Consider the following 14,980-nt stretch of genomic DNA (forward strand, 5'->3'; position numbering starts at 1 on the left):
GAAGATCTGCCCGGCATGACCCACCGGCACCGGATCCAGACGATCATCCAGCACATGCACCTCGACACCCGGAACCGGCGACCCGATCGGCACCGTCTGGCCGGCGTCGAGGTCCTCGACCGTCTGGATGGTCGCCGCGATCGTGGCCTCCGTGGGGCCGTAGCCGTTGACCAGCCTGATGTGCCGCAGGCGCCCGTCGGACAGCCACGTCTGGACCGGCCCTGACCTGGCCTTCTCGCCGCCGATGAGGACCAGGCGAAGGGATCGGGGAACGGGCGCGCCGGCCGCCAGCACTCCGACGAGCTGGTGCCAGAACTCCGTCGGCAGGTTCACGACGGTGATCCCGAGCCGATCGCAGGCGGTCAGCAGCTGGGCGGGATCGAGCATCTCGTCGGTGCGCGGCACGAGCGCGGCGCCCGACGTCAGCGTCAGCACGATGTCCTCGATGCTGGCGTCGAAGCTGGTCGACGAGAACTGCAACCACCGATCGTCGGGACCGACGCCGTACTCCGCCGCCATGGCGCCGGCGTACGTGCCGATGGCGGCGTGGCTGATCATGACGCCCTTGGGCCGGCCGCTGCTTCCACTGGTGTAGATCACGTAGGCCAGCTCGGCGGGGTGCGTGGCGACAGCCGGTGCGGTCCGGTGCGGCAGATCCTGCGGAAGCTCGTCCAGGATGAGCGCACAGTCGGCGTCCGCCACGATCTGGGCCGTCCGCTCGGGCGGATACGCGGGATCGATCGGCACGTAGGCCGCGCCCGCCCGCAGGACGCCGAACATCGCCGTGATCAGTTCCGGGCCACGCGGTAGCCGGACCCCCACCAGATCACCCCGTCCGACGCCGCGGGCGGCCAGCCATCCGGCCAGCGCGGCGGTGACGGAGTCGAGTTGCCGGTAGGTCAGGTGGCTCCCGTCCGTGCCGATGATCGCGGGCGCCTCGGGGCGGGCCACGGTCTCGGCGAGAAACATGCGGACAATCTCCGGCTGGCTCAGCCTGGTCAATCGCGCCTCCTTGAGTTCGCGACGAAAGAAAGCGACCGGGCCATATCTTTTCGGAATCCACGGAGGGGAGATAGGGCAAGCATCGGCAGAGGTGTGCCAAAAACCTGGCAGAGATATTCGCGTGTGCTGGCGCGGTCACGCCGGTTGACTTCTTCGAGCGTTGCCGAGGGTAAACCGCGGCTGATATCAACAAGGGCGTGGGACCGAGGAGTTCCATGCTCAAAGGGAAAGTCGCGGATGCGTACACTTCTGATTGACAACTACGATTCGTATACCTTCAATCTCTTTCAGATGCTGGCCGAGGCCAACGGCTGCGAACCGACCGTCATTCACAACGACTCCACGACGTGGCGTGAATTGTCGGCCATGCGGTTCGACAACATCGTGTTGTCCCCCGGCCCCGGCCACCCTTCGCGGCCCGGCGATTTCGGCGTGTGCGCGGAGGTCCTGCGCCAGGCCGACATTCCCGTTCTCGGCGTGTGCCTCGGACATCAGGGAATGGCGGCCGTGGCGGACGGCATGGTCGAACTCGCACCCGAGCCGATGCACGGCCGGCTGAGCCGTGTCTGGCACGACGGCCGCGAGTTGTTCGCCGGCGTGCCCGCCGGGTTCCGCGTGGTGCGCTACCACTCCTGGATCGTCTCCGAGCCCCTGCCCGCCTCGTTGGAGGCGGTCGCGTGGACGTCGGACGGGCTGGTGATGGCGTTGCGGCACCGGTTCAGGCCGCAGTGGGGCGTGCAGTTCCACCCGGAGTCCATCGCGACGGAGCACGGGATGCGGCTGCTGGAGAACTTCAGGGACCTGAGCAGACCCGCCGGAGCCGCCCGCGGCCCGCGTCCGCTTCCCGCCGACCCGGGCGGGCCGGAGCCGGCGCCTGCGCCGTACCACGCGCACGTGGCGACGCTGAAGGAATGGCTGGACCCCGAGACGGTGTTCTCGGCATTGCACGAGACGACCCAGGTGGCGTTCTGGCTGGACAGCAGCCGCGCAGAATCCGGGCGGGCCCGGTTCTCCTTTGTCGGCGCCCACGGCGGCCCTCTCTCCCGGCTGGTCGAATACCGGGTCGGCCGCGAAGAAGTGCACGTCCGGTCCGCCGCAGGAAAAGCCGTCGAGCCGGGCACGCTCTTCGCGTATCTGAAAGCCGCGCTGGCGAGAGGCGTGGTCCACGAAGAACTGCCCTTCGATTTCGTCGGCGGATTCGTCGGCTATTTCGGCTATGAATTGAAGGCCGACTGCGGCGGTTCGGCCAGGCATCGTTCGCCTCATCCCGACGCCTGCCTGGTTTTCGCTGACAGGTTCGTCGCATTCGATCACGAAGAGCGACGGGTCTATCTTGTCGCGTTGAGCGAGGACGGTGTGGCGGACGCCGCCCGGACCTGGTTCGAGGAGACCGTCCGGCTGCTGGCGGCGGTGCGGCCGACGGAGCCGGATCCGCCTGCCGACATCCATCCGGATCCTGTCCGGCCGGGTGCGGGGCGGGCGGCCTACCTCGCCGCCGTCCGCGCCTGCCTGGAGGAGATCCGCGGGGGCGAGAGCTACGAGATCTGCTTCACCGGCCGGGTACGTACCGAGCCGCTCGACCTTCCCTCGCTGGACGTCTACCGGGTCCTGCGGCGGATCAATCCGGCGCCGTACGCCGCGTACCTGCGCTTCGACGAGGTCGAGATCCTCTCCTCCTCCCCCGAGCGATTCCTGCGGGTCGACCGGGAGCGGTGGATCGAATCGAAGCCGATCAAGGGAACGATGCCACGCTCCGCCGACGCCCAGGCCGACCTGGACAACGCGCGGGCGCTGACCCTGGACGAGAAGACCAGGGCGGAGAACCTGATGATCGTCGATCTGGTCCGCAACGACCTGGGCAGGGTCAGCGCGATCGGGACCGTCCACGTGCCCGACCTCATGCGTGTCGAGAGCTACGAGACCGTCCACCAGCTCGTCTCCACCGTCCGCGGCCGCCTTCGCCCCGAGCTCACCTCGGTCGACGCCCTGCGGGCGGCGTTCCCGGCCGGCTCGATGACGGGCGCGCCCAAGGTGCGCACCATGCAGATCATCGACCGGCTGGAGGACAGCGCCCGCGGGGTGTACGCCGGCTCCATCGGGTTCCTGTCGCTCAACGGCACGGCCGACCTCTCCGTGGTCATCCGCACCGTGGTGGCCGACCCCTCGGGCACCACCATCGGCACCGGCGGCGCCATCGTCGCCCAGTCCGACCCCGACGCCGAGTACGACGAGGCCGTACTGAAGGCCACGGCACCCGCCAGGGCGATGGCCATCGCCAGGCACCGACGGGACATCACCACGACGTACGCGGAAGCGAGGCAAGCGTGAACGGGTCGGTACGCCACGTCACCCCGGAGGACGTCCCCTATCTCGTCGCCGCGGTGCAGAGCCTGGTCGGCGAGCTCCGCGGCGAGCCGACGGTGATCCCGCGGGCTTCGCGGGCGGCCCATGACCTGGTCGTCGGCAAGGAGGCGGGAGTGGCGCTGATGGCGGTGGACGACCACGGGCGACCGCTGGGTGTGGCCACGGCCAGCTACCAGCTCGCCGTCCGCACGGGCGGACCGTACGCCGTCATCCAGGAGCTCTGGGTCGAGCCCGCCGCGCGCGGCCGAGGGGTGGCAGGCGCGCTCGTGGCGGCCCTGTCCGAGGAGGCCGGAGCACACGGCTGCGCCGTCGTCGAGGTGGGCCTGCCCCGGCCGGAGTCGGCGTCCTTCGCGAACGCCCATCGGAGCTACCTGTCCTGGGGCTTTGCGGACCTCGGGCTGCGCATGAGGAAGGTGATCACCGATGCTGACGGTTGAGCAGAGAGGCACCCCTCCCGCCCAGCCCTGGACCCTGGACAGGCGGGGCGGGCGGGTGGCCGGCGCCGAGGACGACGGGCGCACGGCGGAGATCGCCGACGGGCTGAGGCGTTCGGGCTGGGCCACGGCCACGGCCGGTGCCTCCGACGACGACCTGGACGAGGTCCTGTCCGCCGTCCACGACCCGGGCTACCTTCGCTACCTGGAGACGGTCAGCGCCCAGCTGCCCGAGGGGGAGTATCTCGTCCCCGGGGATCGCGCCGCACCCGGCGTCGTCCAGGACACCCCGCTGCAGGCGGGCACCTACCGGGCCGCCCGGGAAGGGGCACGGACGGCGCTGACGGCCGCCGCGGTCGTCGCCGAGGGCGGGCAGGCCGCCTACGCGCTCTGCCGGCCGCCCGGTCACCACGCGGGTCCCGCCTGGCTGGGCGGCTACTGCTTCCTGAACAACGCCGCCGTCGCCGTCGAAGCCTTGGCCGGGCATGGCCGCAGTCCCGGCGTCCTGGATCTCGACTTCCACATCGGCAACGGAACAGCGGCCATTCTCGCCGGGCGTCCCGGGCGCCCCTACGCGTCCGTCCACGCCGCCACGCTGGAGCACTACCCGTGGACCGACGACCTCGCGGGGGTCTGCGCCGACCTGTGCTTCGACATGACGCGGGCGCCGTCCGAGCAGGAGTACGTGACCGCGGTGGCCGAACTGACGCGGCGCCTGGCCGACGAGGGCACCGACACGCTGGTTCTGTCCCTCGGCTTCGACACCCTGATCGGTGATCCGCACGGCGGCTGGACCCTTTCGCCACAGGTGTACGGCCTGGTGGCCGAGGCCGTCGCCGCCCCCGGCTGGCCGATCTGCATCGTGCAGGAAGGCGGATACCGGCGCGGCTTCCTGAGCGAATGCGCTGCGGAATTCGGACAAGGACTATCCGGCGATCTGCCTGGAAAGCGTGGTGCCCATGGATGAGCTGACCCGGCTGCGCGAGCGTATCGACGTGCTCGACGAGGAGATCGCCACCCGGCTCGCCCAGCGGTTCGAGGTGGTCAGGAGGGTCGGCGAGCTGAAGCGGGCGGAGTCCATCCCGATGATGCAGACCGACCGGGTCACGCACGTGCACGAGCACTACCGCAGACGCGGCGCGGAACAGGGCACGCCGCCCGACTTCACCCAGTCCTTCGTCGACCTGCTGCTCCAGGCCACCTGCGGGCTCGAGGACACGATCATCGACGCGCCAGGGGAGATCAGGTGACCACCTTCGTCACCCTCGGTCCGGAGGGGACCGACCACGAGTACACGCTCCGCCGATATCTGACCTTCCAGGGCATCCCGGAGGCGCGGATCCTCCTGGTGGACGACCTGCTCGACGGCCTGGAGACGGTACGGGGCACCGAGGACTGCTTCCTGCTGCAGAACACCGCCCACCCCGACGTCGCGACCGTGACCGAGCGGTACTGGGCCGAGGTCAGGGTCGTGGACTGCTTCGTCGCCCCCACCAAACCCATGGCGATCCTCCGCCGCGCGGACGTTCCCGACCCCCGCAACCTCGCGGTCATGCCGGCCACCGTCGGCTACCTGCGTCCGGGCGAGTGGCCGGAACTGATCTCCGTACGCGCCAAGCCGCTGATCGGCCAGGGCCTGCTGACCGGCCGGTACGAGGCGGGGCTCACCCACCTGTCCTGGGCGCACGAGAACCCGGACCGGTTGGTCGTGATCGAACGCATCGGCCCGGTGGACACCGGCTGGCTGGTCTACGGGCGGGCAGTGGAGCACCGCGACGAGCTGACCGGGCTCGTCCGCGCCGACCTCTACGCGAGCGCGCGGTCATGAGCCCCGTCGACGCGCTGGTGTGGCACGACGGCACCGTCAAGCACGCCTCCGAGGCGACCGTGCCCCTCATGAGCCACGCCCTGCATTACGGCACCACCGTCTTCGAAGGGCTGCGCGCCTATGAGGGGCGGCTCGGCTGCGCGCTCTTCCGGCTGGACGATCATCTCGACCGGCTGCGACGCTCCGCCGAGGCGTACGGCATGCGGCTGCCGCTGTCGCGGCAGTCCCTGCGCGCCGCGGTGCACGAGGTGGTGCGCGCGCACGGCGGCGGAGATCTGTACGTACGTCCGATGGCCTTCAGAGGGCCGGGGTCCATGGCCCTGGACAGCACGGGGAGCACCCTGGACGTGGCCGTCGCCGCCTGGCGGCTCGACCACTACTTCGCCGGCTCGCACGGCGTCCGCGTCACCGTCTCCCCGTGGACGCGGATCTCCCCCGCGTCACTCGTGCCGCGCGCCAAGGCGGCCGGTCACTACCTGAACTCTCTGCTGGCCAAGTCCGAGGCCGCCGAACGGGGCTTCGACGAAGCGATCATGCTCGACGAGCGCGGGCTGGTCTGCGAGGCCAGCGCCATGAACGTCTTCGTGGTCCGTGGCGGTCGCCTGCTGACCCCGATCGCGGACGATCACCTGCTGGACGGGATGACCCGCGACACGATCCGTACCATCGCGACCGGCCTCGGCGTTGACACCGCCGAACACCCCCTGCGTCCCGCGGACCTCCATCAGGCGGACGAGATCCTGCTCACCGGGACGGGCGCCCGCATCGTCCCGGTCGGTCAACTGGACGGCTCCACCTTCCACGCACCGGGCCCGGTGACAGCGGCCCTGACGGAACGCTTCGAGGACGTCGTCCGCGCTCGCGTGCCGGAACACCACGGCTGGCTGGACGCGGTCGGCGACGTCAGAGCGGGCGCCCGGTGAACGGCCCGGCCGAGCGGCCGCTGCGGATCGCGCTCATCTCCCCGATCTGGCAACGCACCCCTCCTGTCGCGTACGGCGCGACCGAGCTGATGGTCAGCGTCCTCACGGAGGAGCTGGTACGCCGAGGGCACGACGTGACCCTGTACGCGCCGGGCGATGCCGTGACCAAGGCCAGGCTGCGCAGCTTCCTCCCACAGGCTCCTGGCTGGGAGAAGTCCCTGGAGGATCCGACACTCGAACTCCACCACGTGGTGCACGCCTATCGGGACGCCGGGGAGTTCGACATCGTTCACGATCACACCGACCCCTTCGGCCCGGCGATCGGGGCGTTCGCCGCGACCACCCGCCCGGTGGTGCACACCGTGCACTCCACACCCGCGGACGAGCCGCTGCGGTCGCTCTACCGCATGGTCCATGAGCAGGTGGGCCTGGTGGCCCTCAGCGCGGCCCAGCGGGCGACCACACCAGAGCTCAGGTATGCCCAGGTCATCCACCACGGGCTGGACATCGAGGGGTTCCGCTTCCAGCCGCTCAAGGGCGACTACGCGTTGTTCATCGGGCGGATGATGAACGGCAAGGGCGTCGACCTGGCGATCCACGCCGCCAGGAAGGCCGGGCTGCGACTGCTCATCGCCACCAAGGAGGTGCAGTTCGGATACGAGGCCCGCTACCTGCGCGACAAGGTGAAGCCCTTGCTCGGCGACGACGTGGAACTGGTCGGCGAGGTGGGCTTCGAGGCCAAGGTCGAGTTGTACGGCAACGCGCGCTGCACACTCGTCCCGACCAACTGGGACGAGCCCTTCGGCCTGACCGTCATCGAGTCCCTGGCCTGCGGCACACCGGTCGTCGGACTGCGGAGGGGAGCGACGGCCGAGATCGTCGAGCACGGCGTGACGGGCTTTCTCGCCGCGGACGTGGACGAGCTCGCCTACTTCGCCGGGCGGACGGCGGAGATCTCACCGGCCGCCTGCAGAAGAGCCGCAGAGGATCGGTTCTCGGCCGGGCTGATGGCCCAGCGCTATGAGGCGCTCTACCGGCGCGTGATCGCCGTCCACGAGAAGAGGTGACATGTTCGAGCTCTCCCAAATGCAGACATATGTTGTCAACCTGCGCAGACGGCCCGACCGGCGGGCACGGATGGAGCACATGCTGCCGCCAGAAATGCCGGCGATGTTCACCTCCGACTGGACAGGGCCCTTCGACGGGCACGATCTTTCCCCCGATCTGCTCGAACGCCACTCCGTGTCACCTTTTCCGTGGCAGATCGAGTCGGCCAACCCCTGGTGGAACCGGCCGCTCAAGCTCGGCGAGATCGGCTGCACCCTCAGCCATCTCGCCTGCTGGCGCCACGCTCTGACCACCGGCACGTCCTACGCGCTGGTTCTCGAGGACGACGCCGTCCTGGCCGACGGTTTCGTCGACCGGCTGACGGCGGCCGCGGCCGCACTGGGCGGTGCCGATGAGCTCGGCCTGGTCTATCTCGGCCGGGTCCCGCTGGAGCCGGACCGGCCATATCTGCCGGGAATGGTCAGTCCCGGTTACAGCCACTGCACATACGGGTACATCCTGAGCCGCCCGGCGATCATCACACTTCTGGCGGCGGAACTGGAAAAGGCCATCATCCCCATCGATGAGTTCTTGCCCGCCATGTATGCCGACCATCCCCGCACGGACGTCAGGGCGCGGTTCCCGCGGTGTATTTCCGCACTCGCCTTCGACCCTCCATTGGTGGAGCAGCTCGACAAGGACGAGGCGGGCAGCGATACGGAAGATTCGGCATTCCTGCCTACCACAGCGGCCACAACCTGGCCAAACGGGACTTCTTGACAAGATCTACAGCCCCTGCCTACCATCCTTCAGGGCCGATGAAATTGTACATTACACACGGAGTATGGAGGCTCAATTGCGCGAGCTCCTGTATATCGAACTAGGTTTCAGCGATTACGCTTCCTATGGCGCGGCACTTGCCCTTTCCCAGGGCCGGCACATTCGATTAGCGGCCCAGTATCCCGACAAGAGCATGGATTTCGAGTTCCAGACGAACCCGAAACCACTGGCCGCGGAATTGGACCTGTTCCACCGATTCAGCGGTGTCGACGCGGTCAGCACCATGAGCCTGCCCGATCTGCTGACGCGCTATTCAGGGCACGATCTCGCGGGTGTGATCTCCTACAGCGACGCGCACCTCATGAACGCCGCTCTGCTCGCCCAGCACCTGGGCCTGCCGGGCGCCGACCCCGCCGGCATCGAGAACTGCGTCTTCAAGGACCGCACCCGTGAGATGACCAACCCGCTCGGCCATCCGGTCACCTACGCGGTACGGGTCGCGGAGAACGCCGGGGACACCTCCCCCGTCGGCTACCCGTGCGTCGTCAAGCCGGTGGTGGGACGGGCCAGCTACGGCGTGTCGGTCTGCCACGACGACGAGAGCTACGTCGCCGCCGTGGACGAGGCGATCATCTACTACCGGGCGACCAGCGGCGGCGCCGAGAGCGTCCCCTCGATCCTGGTGGAGGAGTACGTCGAAGGACCCGAGTACAGCGGCGAACTGATCTGGGACGACATCGAGGGGCGCTGGCGGTTGCTGGGCGTGACCAACACCGCCCTGATGACCCCGCCCCCCGTCCGCAGGGAGATCGGGCACATCTTCCCGTGGAGCTTCGGGCCCGAACTCGACCACACCGTCGAGGAGACCCTCATCTCCTGGTTGAACGCCGTCGGACACCGGAGGGGGGCCGCCCACATCGAGTTCAAGATGGGAGCGGACCGTCCGGCGCTCATCGAGATCAACCCGCGCCTGCCGGGAGGCGGACTCAGAAGGCTGATCCAGCTCGCCACGGGGTTCGACGTCGTCGACGCCTACCAGCGGATCTACCTCGGCGAGCCCCGGCCATGGCCGGGGCCGCTCCCCCACCACGGCTACTCCGTGTTGCGCGATCTGCTCACCGACCGCAGTGGACGGGTCAAGCGGATCACGGAACCCGCCGTCACCGCCTCGGCCGTCGTCGAAACCGCGACCCGCGACCCCGAACGGCTCCCTCCGCTGCCGCGCGACTCCCACCTCGCCTACGCGATCTCACTGGCGCCCACCCAGGAAGCCGCCCTGGACGCGGCCTCCGCGCACGTCGACGCCATTCAGGTGGAGTACGCCGACGGGCAGTGACACGCCCACAGCACAAGGACAGGAAAGGGCCGACACGTGACAGACGCAGAAGCGGAGATGACCCGTGTGGTCATGGAAATCTGGGAAGACACCCTGCGCAGGACCGACTTCCGCGCGGAGGACGACTTCTTCGAGCTGGGCGGCGACTCCATGGACGCGGCAAGGACACTGGCGGCCCTGCGGAAGCGCACAGGCGCCCTCATCAGCCTGAGCGAGATGTTCCAGCAGCCGACCTGCGAAGGCATCGGCAGGCTCATATCCGGACGGGTCAACGGACATTCGTGAAACCGCACCACCCGGCAGGCTTTTCGTACGCCTGCGTGCCAGGAGGAAGAGTGACAGAGAACGAGGCGACCACCCGCTACAAGGTCGTTTTCAACGACGAGCAGCAGTACTCCATCTGGCCGGCCGATCGGACGAACCCGTTGGGCTGGCACGACGAGGGCACCAGCGGCTCGAAGAGCGAATGCCTGGACAGGATCGAAGTGGTCTGGACGGACATGCGTCCGCTCAGCCTGCGCATCGCGATGGGTCAGCAGCATTCATGACCGTTCTCATGCACGACCTGGACGGTCTCATCACGACCAGGCACCACAGCGTCACAGTGATCGACTCCGTACCCGCCGCGGCTCGCGGGATGGCCTCGCTGCTCCGAGCCCAGGGCTACGAAGTGCACGAATACTCCACGATTCCCCAGTCGGCCGGTGACGACGCCGCCCCCCTTCTCCTCGCCCTGCGAGACAGCGCCGACTGGGACTTCCTGCTCCACTGCGCCAGGACGGCCAAGAACCGCTGCATCGTCGCGGTCCTGGTCGATCCCGACCCGGCCACCTACAGCCGAGCCCTTCGCTGCGGTGCCCGGTCGGCGGTCGATCACCGCGCTCCTGTCGAGGAAATCGCCCGGGTGCTCGAAGCGGCACTGAACGACTACACGCTGTTTCCCGCTCCCATCGCATCAGAACTCGCCGAGAACCGCCGGTGCGGGCCGCCGCCCGGCATCGAGCTCAGCTCCATGGAACTGCAGTGGATCGCGGCGCTCGCCGGCGGGTCGACCATCGCGGAACTCGCCGTGAGAGCGTGCTACTCGCAGCGGGAGATGTACCGTTCGCTGCGCGAACTGTACGACCGGATAGGCGCGCGCAACCGGACGGAAGCGGTGGTGATGGCCGCACGCTGGGGACTCTTCGAATTCACGCCTCGGGGGGTCGCCCGCAAGCGCGCCAGCTGATCGCAGCCCCATCGGACGGGCGGTCCCACCCGCCACCGTGCTGACCGTCTCCACGACGCGCACCGCCCGTCCGATGAGCTTCCGGCGAACGAGCGGTTCACCGTCTGGCGTGAGGTGAGCACGCCGCGGTCGGCGCCGCTCGATGTCCACTGTTCATCCCGCACCTGATGCCAGCACTTAGCCCCTTCCGTCCTGAGTAACGGCGCTCCAGTTCGGCAGCTTTTCGGCACATGATCTCTGGGCCTGCCGCGGCCCCATCGACGACGGCTCGGTACCCACCCGCCGGGAGCACGGAGAAGCCGCCGTCCCCGGTGGAGAACCCGTTCACGATCACCAAGCCCAAGCAGTCGTTGTCGTTCCTGACCCCGTCCCTCTCGCTGACGACCACGAACCTCGACGTGGACCCGCCGAAGCCCACCAAGAAGCAGAAGGCGTCGAAGGACGATCTGGCCACCACCGCCCAGTCCCTCGCGGAGAGCATCATGGCCGGCACGGAGGAGGGGTCGTCGACGTACGACTACGCCCAGCAGACGCATGAGCTCGTCGCCTTGGCCGGCCTGCAGACGATGAAGAAGTTCTCGCTCAAGCAGCTGACCCTGATGGCGAAGATCCTGCTCAAACGGCAGACGCAGGCCGTCGAGGGCCCCGACCCGACGGTCGACGAACTCACCGCGACGGTCCGCGCCTACCTCCTCGCCGTCCGCCCGAAAGCGGACGCGTACGTGCTGCCGGGGTCGAAGAAGAAGGGCATGGAGACCGTGCCCACGAAGCAGCAGGTCGCCGAGACGACCGCCTGGCTGGACGAGGCGCTGTCCGTCCTCGACAGGGACGGCTTCGACGACGGCCGCAGACTGGTGTGGATGCGGGAGAACATCGACAGGCTGCTGAAAGCGATCGACGCAGGTACGGCCACCGCCGAATGGGCGGAGCTGCGCGGCTACATCTTCCAGATCAACAAGACGCTGGCGGCACGCAGCAGCTATCTGCTCAAGGACGTCGAACTATCGATCACCATCCCGAACTCCGCCAAGGGGAGATCAGTGGACAGCATCGAGCTGGTCTTCACCCCGGGAGAGCCGGAGCCCGCACTCTGCTTCTGCGAGTACAAGGGGTACGGGACCAAACAGAGCCCCAGCAAGGACCTCACGAAAGACTTCGACGAACAGCTCAATGACTACGTCAGGAAGCTTTCACTGCCGACCCAGCCCCATCACCTGCGTTACGTCTTTCCAGGCGCGGCCCCCGATTGGGTGCATCCCAGGCTCCGCGCCGCCGCCGAGAAGCTGCAGGCCGCCGGGAAGAAGGTCTACATCACCGAGGGATCCGGCACCAGGGTCGTCGGAAAGGAGAAGGACATCTTCGGCAAGTCGACGAAGTCGAGCATCACCACCACCACTCCCGTCGACACCCCCGTCACCTCGCCGCGGAAAAGGACCGTCTCGACCCCCAGCATCGTCGTCAAGGAGAAGGTGACCCTGCCCAAGGAGAAGCCCCCGGCCAAGAAGAAGGCGACGAAGAAGGACAAGGAGATCGCCGGGCAGGGCAAGCTGGACGCCTACTGGTCGACCGCCAAGGTGCACCCGCCGGCGTCCACTCCCCCGCCGGGCGACCGGCCTCGCAGCACGTCGACCGTCCTGACCAAGAGCCCGTGGACCTGACACCGGACCAGGTCCCTCCTCGGCCTGGTGGACACGGGCACGTAGACGGTGGCGACTCGGCGCTTCGCACCGCCCGTTCCCGAGCCGCCGACGCCCGTGTGGCGGTCCCCCGCGGGCTCGTACAGCCGCTCGGGGCCGCCGCCCCGATGATCATCGGGTGTGCGGGGTGGGCGCAACCGAGCGCGTACGGAGCACGCAACCGCTAGACGAAAATTCCAGAACGAGTCACACAGGCGCAGGTCAGAGCATGATCAAAGCGCGTCCTGCAGGATTCGAACCTGCGACCGTCGGAAGCGCTTCCGCGAGGACGGCCGCGCTGCTCGCCACCTACGAGATGGCGTCGGCAAGCTGACGGCCGGCGAGAGGCAAGCCGCTCGTCCCTTGCCCCGACCCGGTGACCACCTTGCAGGTGCGTCCGTCCGTCATCGGCGTCGCCGTCGACCAGGTCCCTGAGCGCCCCAGGTACGGGCAGAGGGCCGTTAGACTACACCGGTGTTCGCGCGCGTTCCCCTCGCCGTCCGCTCATGGCCGGCCTGGTGGAGAGCCCGGCCGTCCTCGGTCAAGGACGGCGCGCTCGCGGCGATGCTCACCGCGCTGGCATTCGTTCCTACCCTGTCCGTCATCGGAGCGCAGCTCAGTGACCTGCCGAAGCGCCCGGCCGACGCCTTGGCGGTGGTGCTGACCGCGGCGCAGTCGGCGCCGCTGGCGCTCCGCAGCCGTCACCCGGCGGCATGCCTGGCCGTCGTCGGCGCCGCCTTCGCCGTTCATCAGACGCTCTGCTATCCGCCGACGTTCGCCAGCATCGGCTTCTACCTGGCCCTGTTCACGGCCGGAGCCCGACAGCCCCGGCACCGTCGCACGCTCGCGGCGGCGGTGAGCGCCGGCTACGCCGCACTCGCGATCGTCCTGAGCCGGCTGGGATCCCCCAACCGGATCCCGGACTTCCTCGCCTTCTACCTGGTTCTGGTCGTGATCTGGATGGCCGGAGCCGGGATGCGCCGACGGCGGGCCGAGGAGGCCGAACGGCGGCGGCTCGCCGCGCTGGCGGCCGGCGCCGACGAACGCGCCCGCATCGCCCGTGAGCTGCACGACGTGGTCACCCATCACGTAACCGCCATCGTGGTGCAGGCCGACGCTGCACAGCTCCTGGTCGGCGCCGCACCGGAACGCGCAGGGCAAGGGCTGGCCGCCATCAGCGACGCCGGCCGGCGGGCGCTGACGGAGCTTCGGCATCTGCTCGGCGTGCTGGAGGCAACCGGCGACGACGCGCTCACGGGGCGTACGCCTGGCCTCGACAGTATTGCCGACCTGGTCGAACAGGCCCGCGTCTCCGGCCAGCCCGTCGAACTGACCGAGCACGGCGAGCGTCTGTCTCAGCCCGTCGACGTCGAGCTGGCCGCGTATCGGGTGGTTCAGGAAGCCCTCACGAACGCCATCAAGCATGCGACGGGCCGGCCCACCAGGGTCACGGTCCACCACGGCGCCGGCCACATCGACATCGAGGTGACCACCGACGGGTCCGCTCCGGCGGAAGGTCCCGCCGTGCCGTCCGGGGGACGGGGGCTGGACGGGCTGCGCCGGCGCATCCAGATGCTGAACGGTGAGCTGTCCGCCGGCGCCCGGCCCGGGGGCGGGTTCAGCGTCCGGGCTCTCATCCCCTCAAGGAGCACCACATGACCGATACGCCGATCCGGGTGCTCATCTGTGAGGACCATGAGCTGGTGCGTACCGGCTACACCACGATCTTCTCCGCCCAGCCCGACATGGAGGTCGTCGGGGATGCCGCGGACGGCCGCGCGGCGCTAGAGGCCGCCCGGCGGCTGCTGCCGGACGTCGTCGTGATGGACATCCGGATGCCCGTCCTGGACGGCATCGAGGTCACCAGGCGACTGGCCGGGCCAGGCGTCGCCGCTCCGGTCAAGGTGCTGGTGGTGACCACGTTCAACGTCGACGAGTACGCCTACGAAGCACTCAGGGCGGGCGCCAGCGGCTTCCTGCTCAAGGATGCGCGACCGAAGGAACTGGTGGACGGCGTACGCACCGTCGCGCGTGGCGACTCCCTGCTCGCGCCCGCCGTCACCCGGGCACTCATCGGCCACTTCGCCGAGCGCCTGCGCCCCAACGACTCCGCCCGGCCGGCCCTGCAGCAGGTCGTGCGGGCACTGACCCAGCGGGAGCTGGAAGTGCTCGAACAGCTCGCCCAGGGCCTGTCCAACGCGGAGATCGCCACGCGACTGTCCATCAGCACCGAGACCGTCAAGACGTACGTGTCGCGGATCCTGACGAAACTCGACCTGCGCGACCGCGTACAGGCGGTCGTGCTCGCCTACCGGGTGGGATTGGTGTCCGCCGATCAGGGTTGACGCGGCGCCCCCGCCCG

At 68.9% G+C, this 14,980-nt stretch carries 16 protein-coding genes; 15 read left to right on the forward strand and 1 reads right to left on the reverse strand.

The window, feature by feature from the left end:
* Positions 1–1,002 (reverse strand): AMP-binding protein (locus tag ABZ444_RS31870; RefSeq protein ID WP_358004859.1); only part of this gene is annotated, 1,002 nt, incomplete at its 3' end.
* Positions 1,003–1,095: 93 nt separating this feature from the next.
* Between ABZ444_RS31870 and pabB the strand changes: the two genes are divergently transcribed.
* The 15 genes from pabB to ABZ444_RS31945 all read left to right on the forward strand — a co-directional run bounded on the left by pabB (position 1,096) and on the right by ABZ444_RS31945 (position 14,963).
* Entirely contained in the window at positions 1,096–3,330 is a 2,235-nt protein-coding gene (gene pabB / locus ABZ444_RS31875; protein WP_358004862.1) for an aminodeoxychorismate synthase component I, read from the forward strand.
* Positions 3,327–3,803, forward strand: coding sequence for a GNAT family N-acetyltransferase (locus ABZ444_RS31880; RefSeq protein ID WP_358004865.1), 477 nt, complete (start codon positions 3,327–3,329; stop codon positions 3,801–3,803). The genes pabB and ABZ444_RS31880 overlap by 4 nt, the downstream gene beginning before the upstream one ends.
* Positions 3,790–4,767 carry a hypothetical protein gene (locus ABZ444_RS31885; RefSeq protein ID WP_358004868.1) on the forward strand — a complete coding sequence of 326 codons (978 nt, stop codon included), beginning with the start codon at positions 3,790–3,792 and terminating at the stop codon, positions 4,765–4,767. The genes ABZ444_RS31880 and ABZ444_RS31885 overlap by 14 nt, the downstream gene beginning before the upstream one ends.
* Positions 4,760–5,050 carry a chorismate mutase gene (locus ABZ444_RS31890; protein WP_358004871.1) on the forward strand — a complete coding sequence of 97 codons (291 nt, stop codon included), beginning with the start codon at positions 4,760–4,762 and terminating at the stop codon, positions 5,048–5,050. The genes ABZ444_RS31885 and ABZ444_RS31890 overlap by 8 nt, the downstream gene beginning before the upstream one ends.
* Positions 5,047–5,628, forward strand: a complete 582-nt coding sequence (locus tag ABZ444_RS31895; protein WP_358004874.1) for a hypothetical protein — start codon at positions 5,047–5,049, stop codon at positions 5,626–5,628. The genes ABZ444_RS31890 and ABZ444_RS31895 overlap by 4 nt, the downstream gene beginning before the upstream one ends.
* Positions 5,625–6,551, forward strand: a complete 927-nt coding sequence (locus tag ABZ444_RS31900; RefSeq protein ID WP_358004877.1) for a branched-chain amino acid transaminase — start codon at positions 5,625–5,627, stop codon at positions 6,549–6,551. Before ABZ444_RS31895 ends, ABZ444_RS31900 begins: the two co-directional genes overlap by 4 nt.
* Positions 6,548–7,618 (forward strand): glycosyltransferase family 4 protein, encoded by a 1,071-nt coding sequence (locus ABZ444_RS31905; protein ID WP_358004880.1) that lies wholly within the window; start codon positions 6,548–6,550, stop codon positions 7,616–7,618. The genes ABZ444_RS31900 and ABZ444_RS31905 overlap by 4 nt, the downstream gene beginning before the upstream one ends.
* Position 7,619: 1 nt before the next feature.
* Complete coding sequence (locus ABZ444_RS31910) at positions 7,620–8,378, forward strand: glycosyltransferase family 25 protein (RefSeq protein ID WP_358004883.1); 759 nt, start codon at positions 7,620–7,622, stop codon at positions 8,376–8,378.
* 193 nt (positions 8,379–8,571) lie between these two features.
* Complete coding sequence (locus ABZ444_RS31915) at positions 8,572–9,714, forward strand: ATP-grasp domain-containing protein (RefSeq protein ID WP_358004886.1); 1,143 nt, start codon at positions 8,572–8,574, stop codon at positions 9,712–9,714.
* A gap of 72 nt (positions 9,715–9,786) precedes the next feature.
* Complete coding sequence (locus tag ABZ444_RS31920) at positions 9,787–9,999, forward strand: phosphopantetheine-binding protein (protein ID WP_358004889.1); 213 nt, start codon at positions 9,787–9,789, stop codon at positions 9,997–9,999.
* A 50-nt stretch (positions 10,000–10,049) separates the two neighbouring features.
* Positions 10,050–10,262 carry an MbtH family protein gene (locus ABZ444_RS31925; protein WP_358004892.1) on the forward strand — a complete coding sequence of 71 codons (213 nt, stop codon included), beginning with the start codon at positions 10,050–10,052 and terminating at the stop codon, positions 10,260–10,262.
* Complete coding sequence (locus tag ABZ444_RS31930; RefSeq protein WP_358004895.1) at positions 10,259–10,942, forward strand: hypothetical protein; 684 nt, start codon at positions 10,259–10,261, stop codon at positions 10,940–10,942. The genes ABZ444_RS31925 and ABZ444_RS31930 overlap by 4 nt, the downstream gene beginning before the upstream one ends.
* A gap of 311 nt (positions 10,943–11,253) precedes the next feature.
* Entirely contained in the window at positions 11,254–12,600 is a 1,347-nt protein-coding gene (locus ABZ444_RS31935) for a hypothetical protein (protein WP_358004898.1), read from the forward strand.
* 582 nt (positions 12,601–13,182) lie between these two features.
* A complete protein-coding gene (locus ABZ444_RS31940; RefSeq protein ID WP_358004901.1) occupies positions 13,183–14,277 on the forward strand; it encodes a histidine kinase in 1,095 nt (364 codons plus the stop codon).
* Positions 14,274–14,963, forward strand: coding sequence for a response regulator transcription factor (locus ABZ444_RS31945; RefSeq protein ID WP_358004904.1), 690 nt, complete (start codon positions 14,274–14,276; stop codon positions 14,961–14,963). The genes ABZ444_RS31940 and ABZ444_RS31945 overlap by 4 nt, the downstream gene beginning before the upstream one ends.
* Positions 14,964–14,980 lie beyond the last annotated feature (17 nt).

It is taken from the genome of Nonomuraea sp. NPDC005730, assembly GCF_040630865.1.
In the GTDB taxonomy this organism is placed as follows: domain Bacteria; phylum Actinomycetota; class Actinomycetes; order Streptosporangiales; family Streptosporangiaceae; genus Nonomuraea.

Excerpts from the sequence above, each read along its gene's own strand:
- ABZ444_RS31915 (WP_358004886.1), top strand. The coding sequence starts at position 8,572 with ATGGATTTCGAGTTCCAGACGAACCCGAAACCACTGGCCGCGGAATTG.
- ABZ444_RS31900 (WP_358004877.1), top strand. The coding sequence starts at position 5,625 with ATGAGCCCCGTCGACGCGCTGGTGTGGCACGACGGCACCGTCAAGCAC.
- ABZ444_RS31885 (WP_358004868.1), top strand. The coding sequence starts at position 3,790 with ATGCTGACGGTTGAGCAGAGAGGCACCCCTCCCGCCCAGCCCTGGACC.
- ABZ444_RS31940 (WP_358004901.1), top strand. The coding sequence starts at position 13,183 with ATGCTCACCGCGCTGGCATTCGTTCCTACCCTGTCCGTCATCGGAGCG.
- ABZ444_RS31930 (WP_358004895.1), top strand. The coding sequence starts at position 10,259 with ATGACCGTTCTCATGCACGACCTGGACGGTCTCATCACGACCAGGCAC.
- ABZ444_RS31945 (WP_358004904.1), top strand. The coding sequence starts at position 14,274 with ATGACCGATACGCCGATCCGGGTGCTCATCTGTGAGGACCATGAGCTG.
- ABZ444_RS31910 (WP_358004883.1), top strand. The coding sequence starts at position 7,620 with ATGTTCGAGCTCTCCCAAATGCAGACATATGTTGTCAACCTGCGCAGA.
- ABZ444_RS31890 (WP_358004871.1), top strand. The coding sequence starts at position 4,760 with ATGGATGAGCTGACCCGGCTGCGCGAGCGTATCGACGTGCTCGACGAG.
- ABZ444_RS31920 (WP_358004889.1), top strand. The coding sequence starts at position 9,787 with ATGGAAATCTGGGAAGACACCCTGCGCAGGACCGACTTCCGCGCGGAG.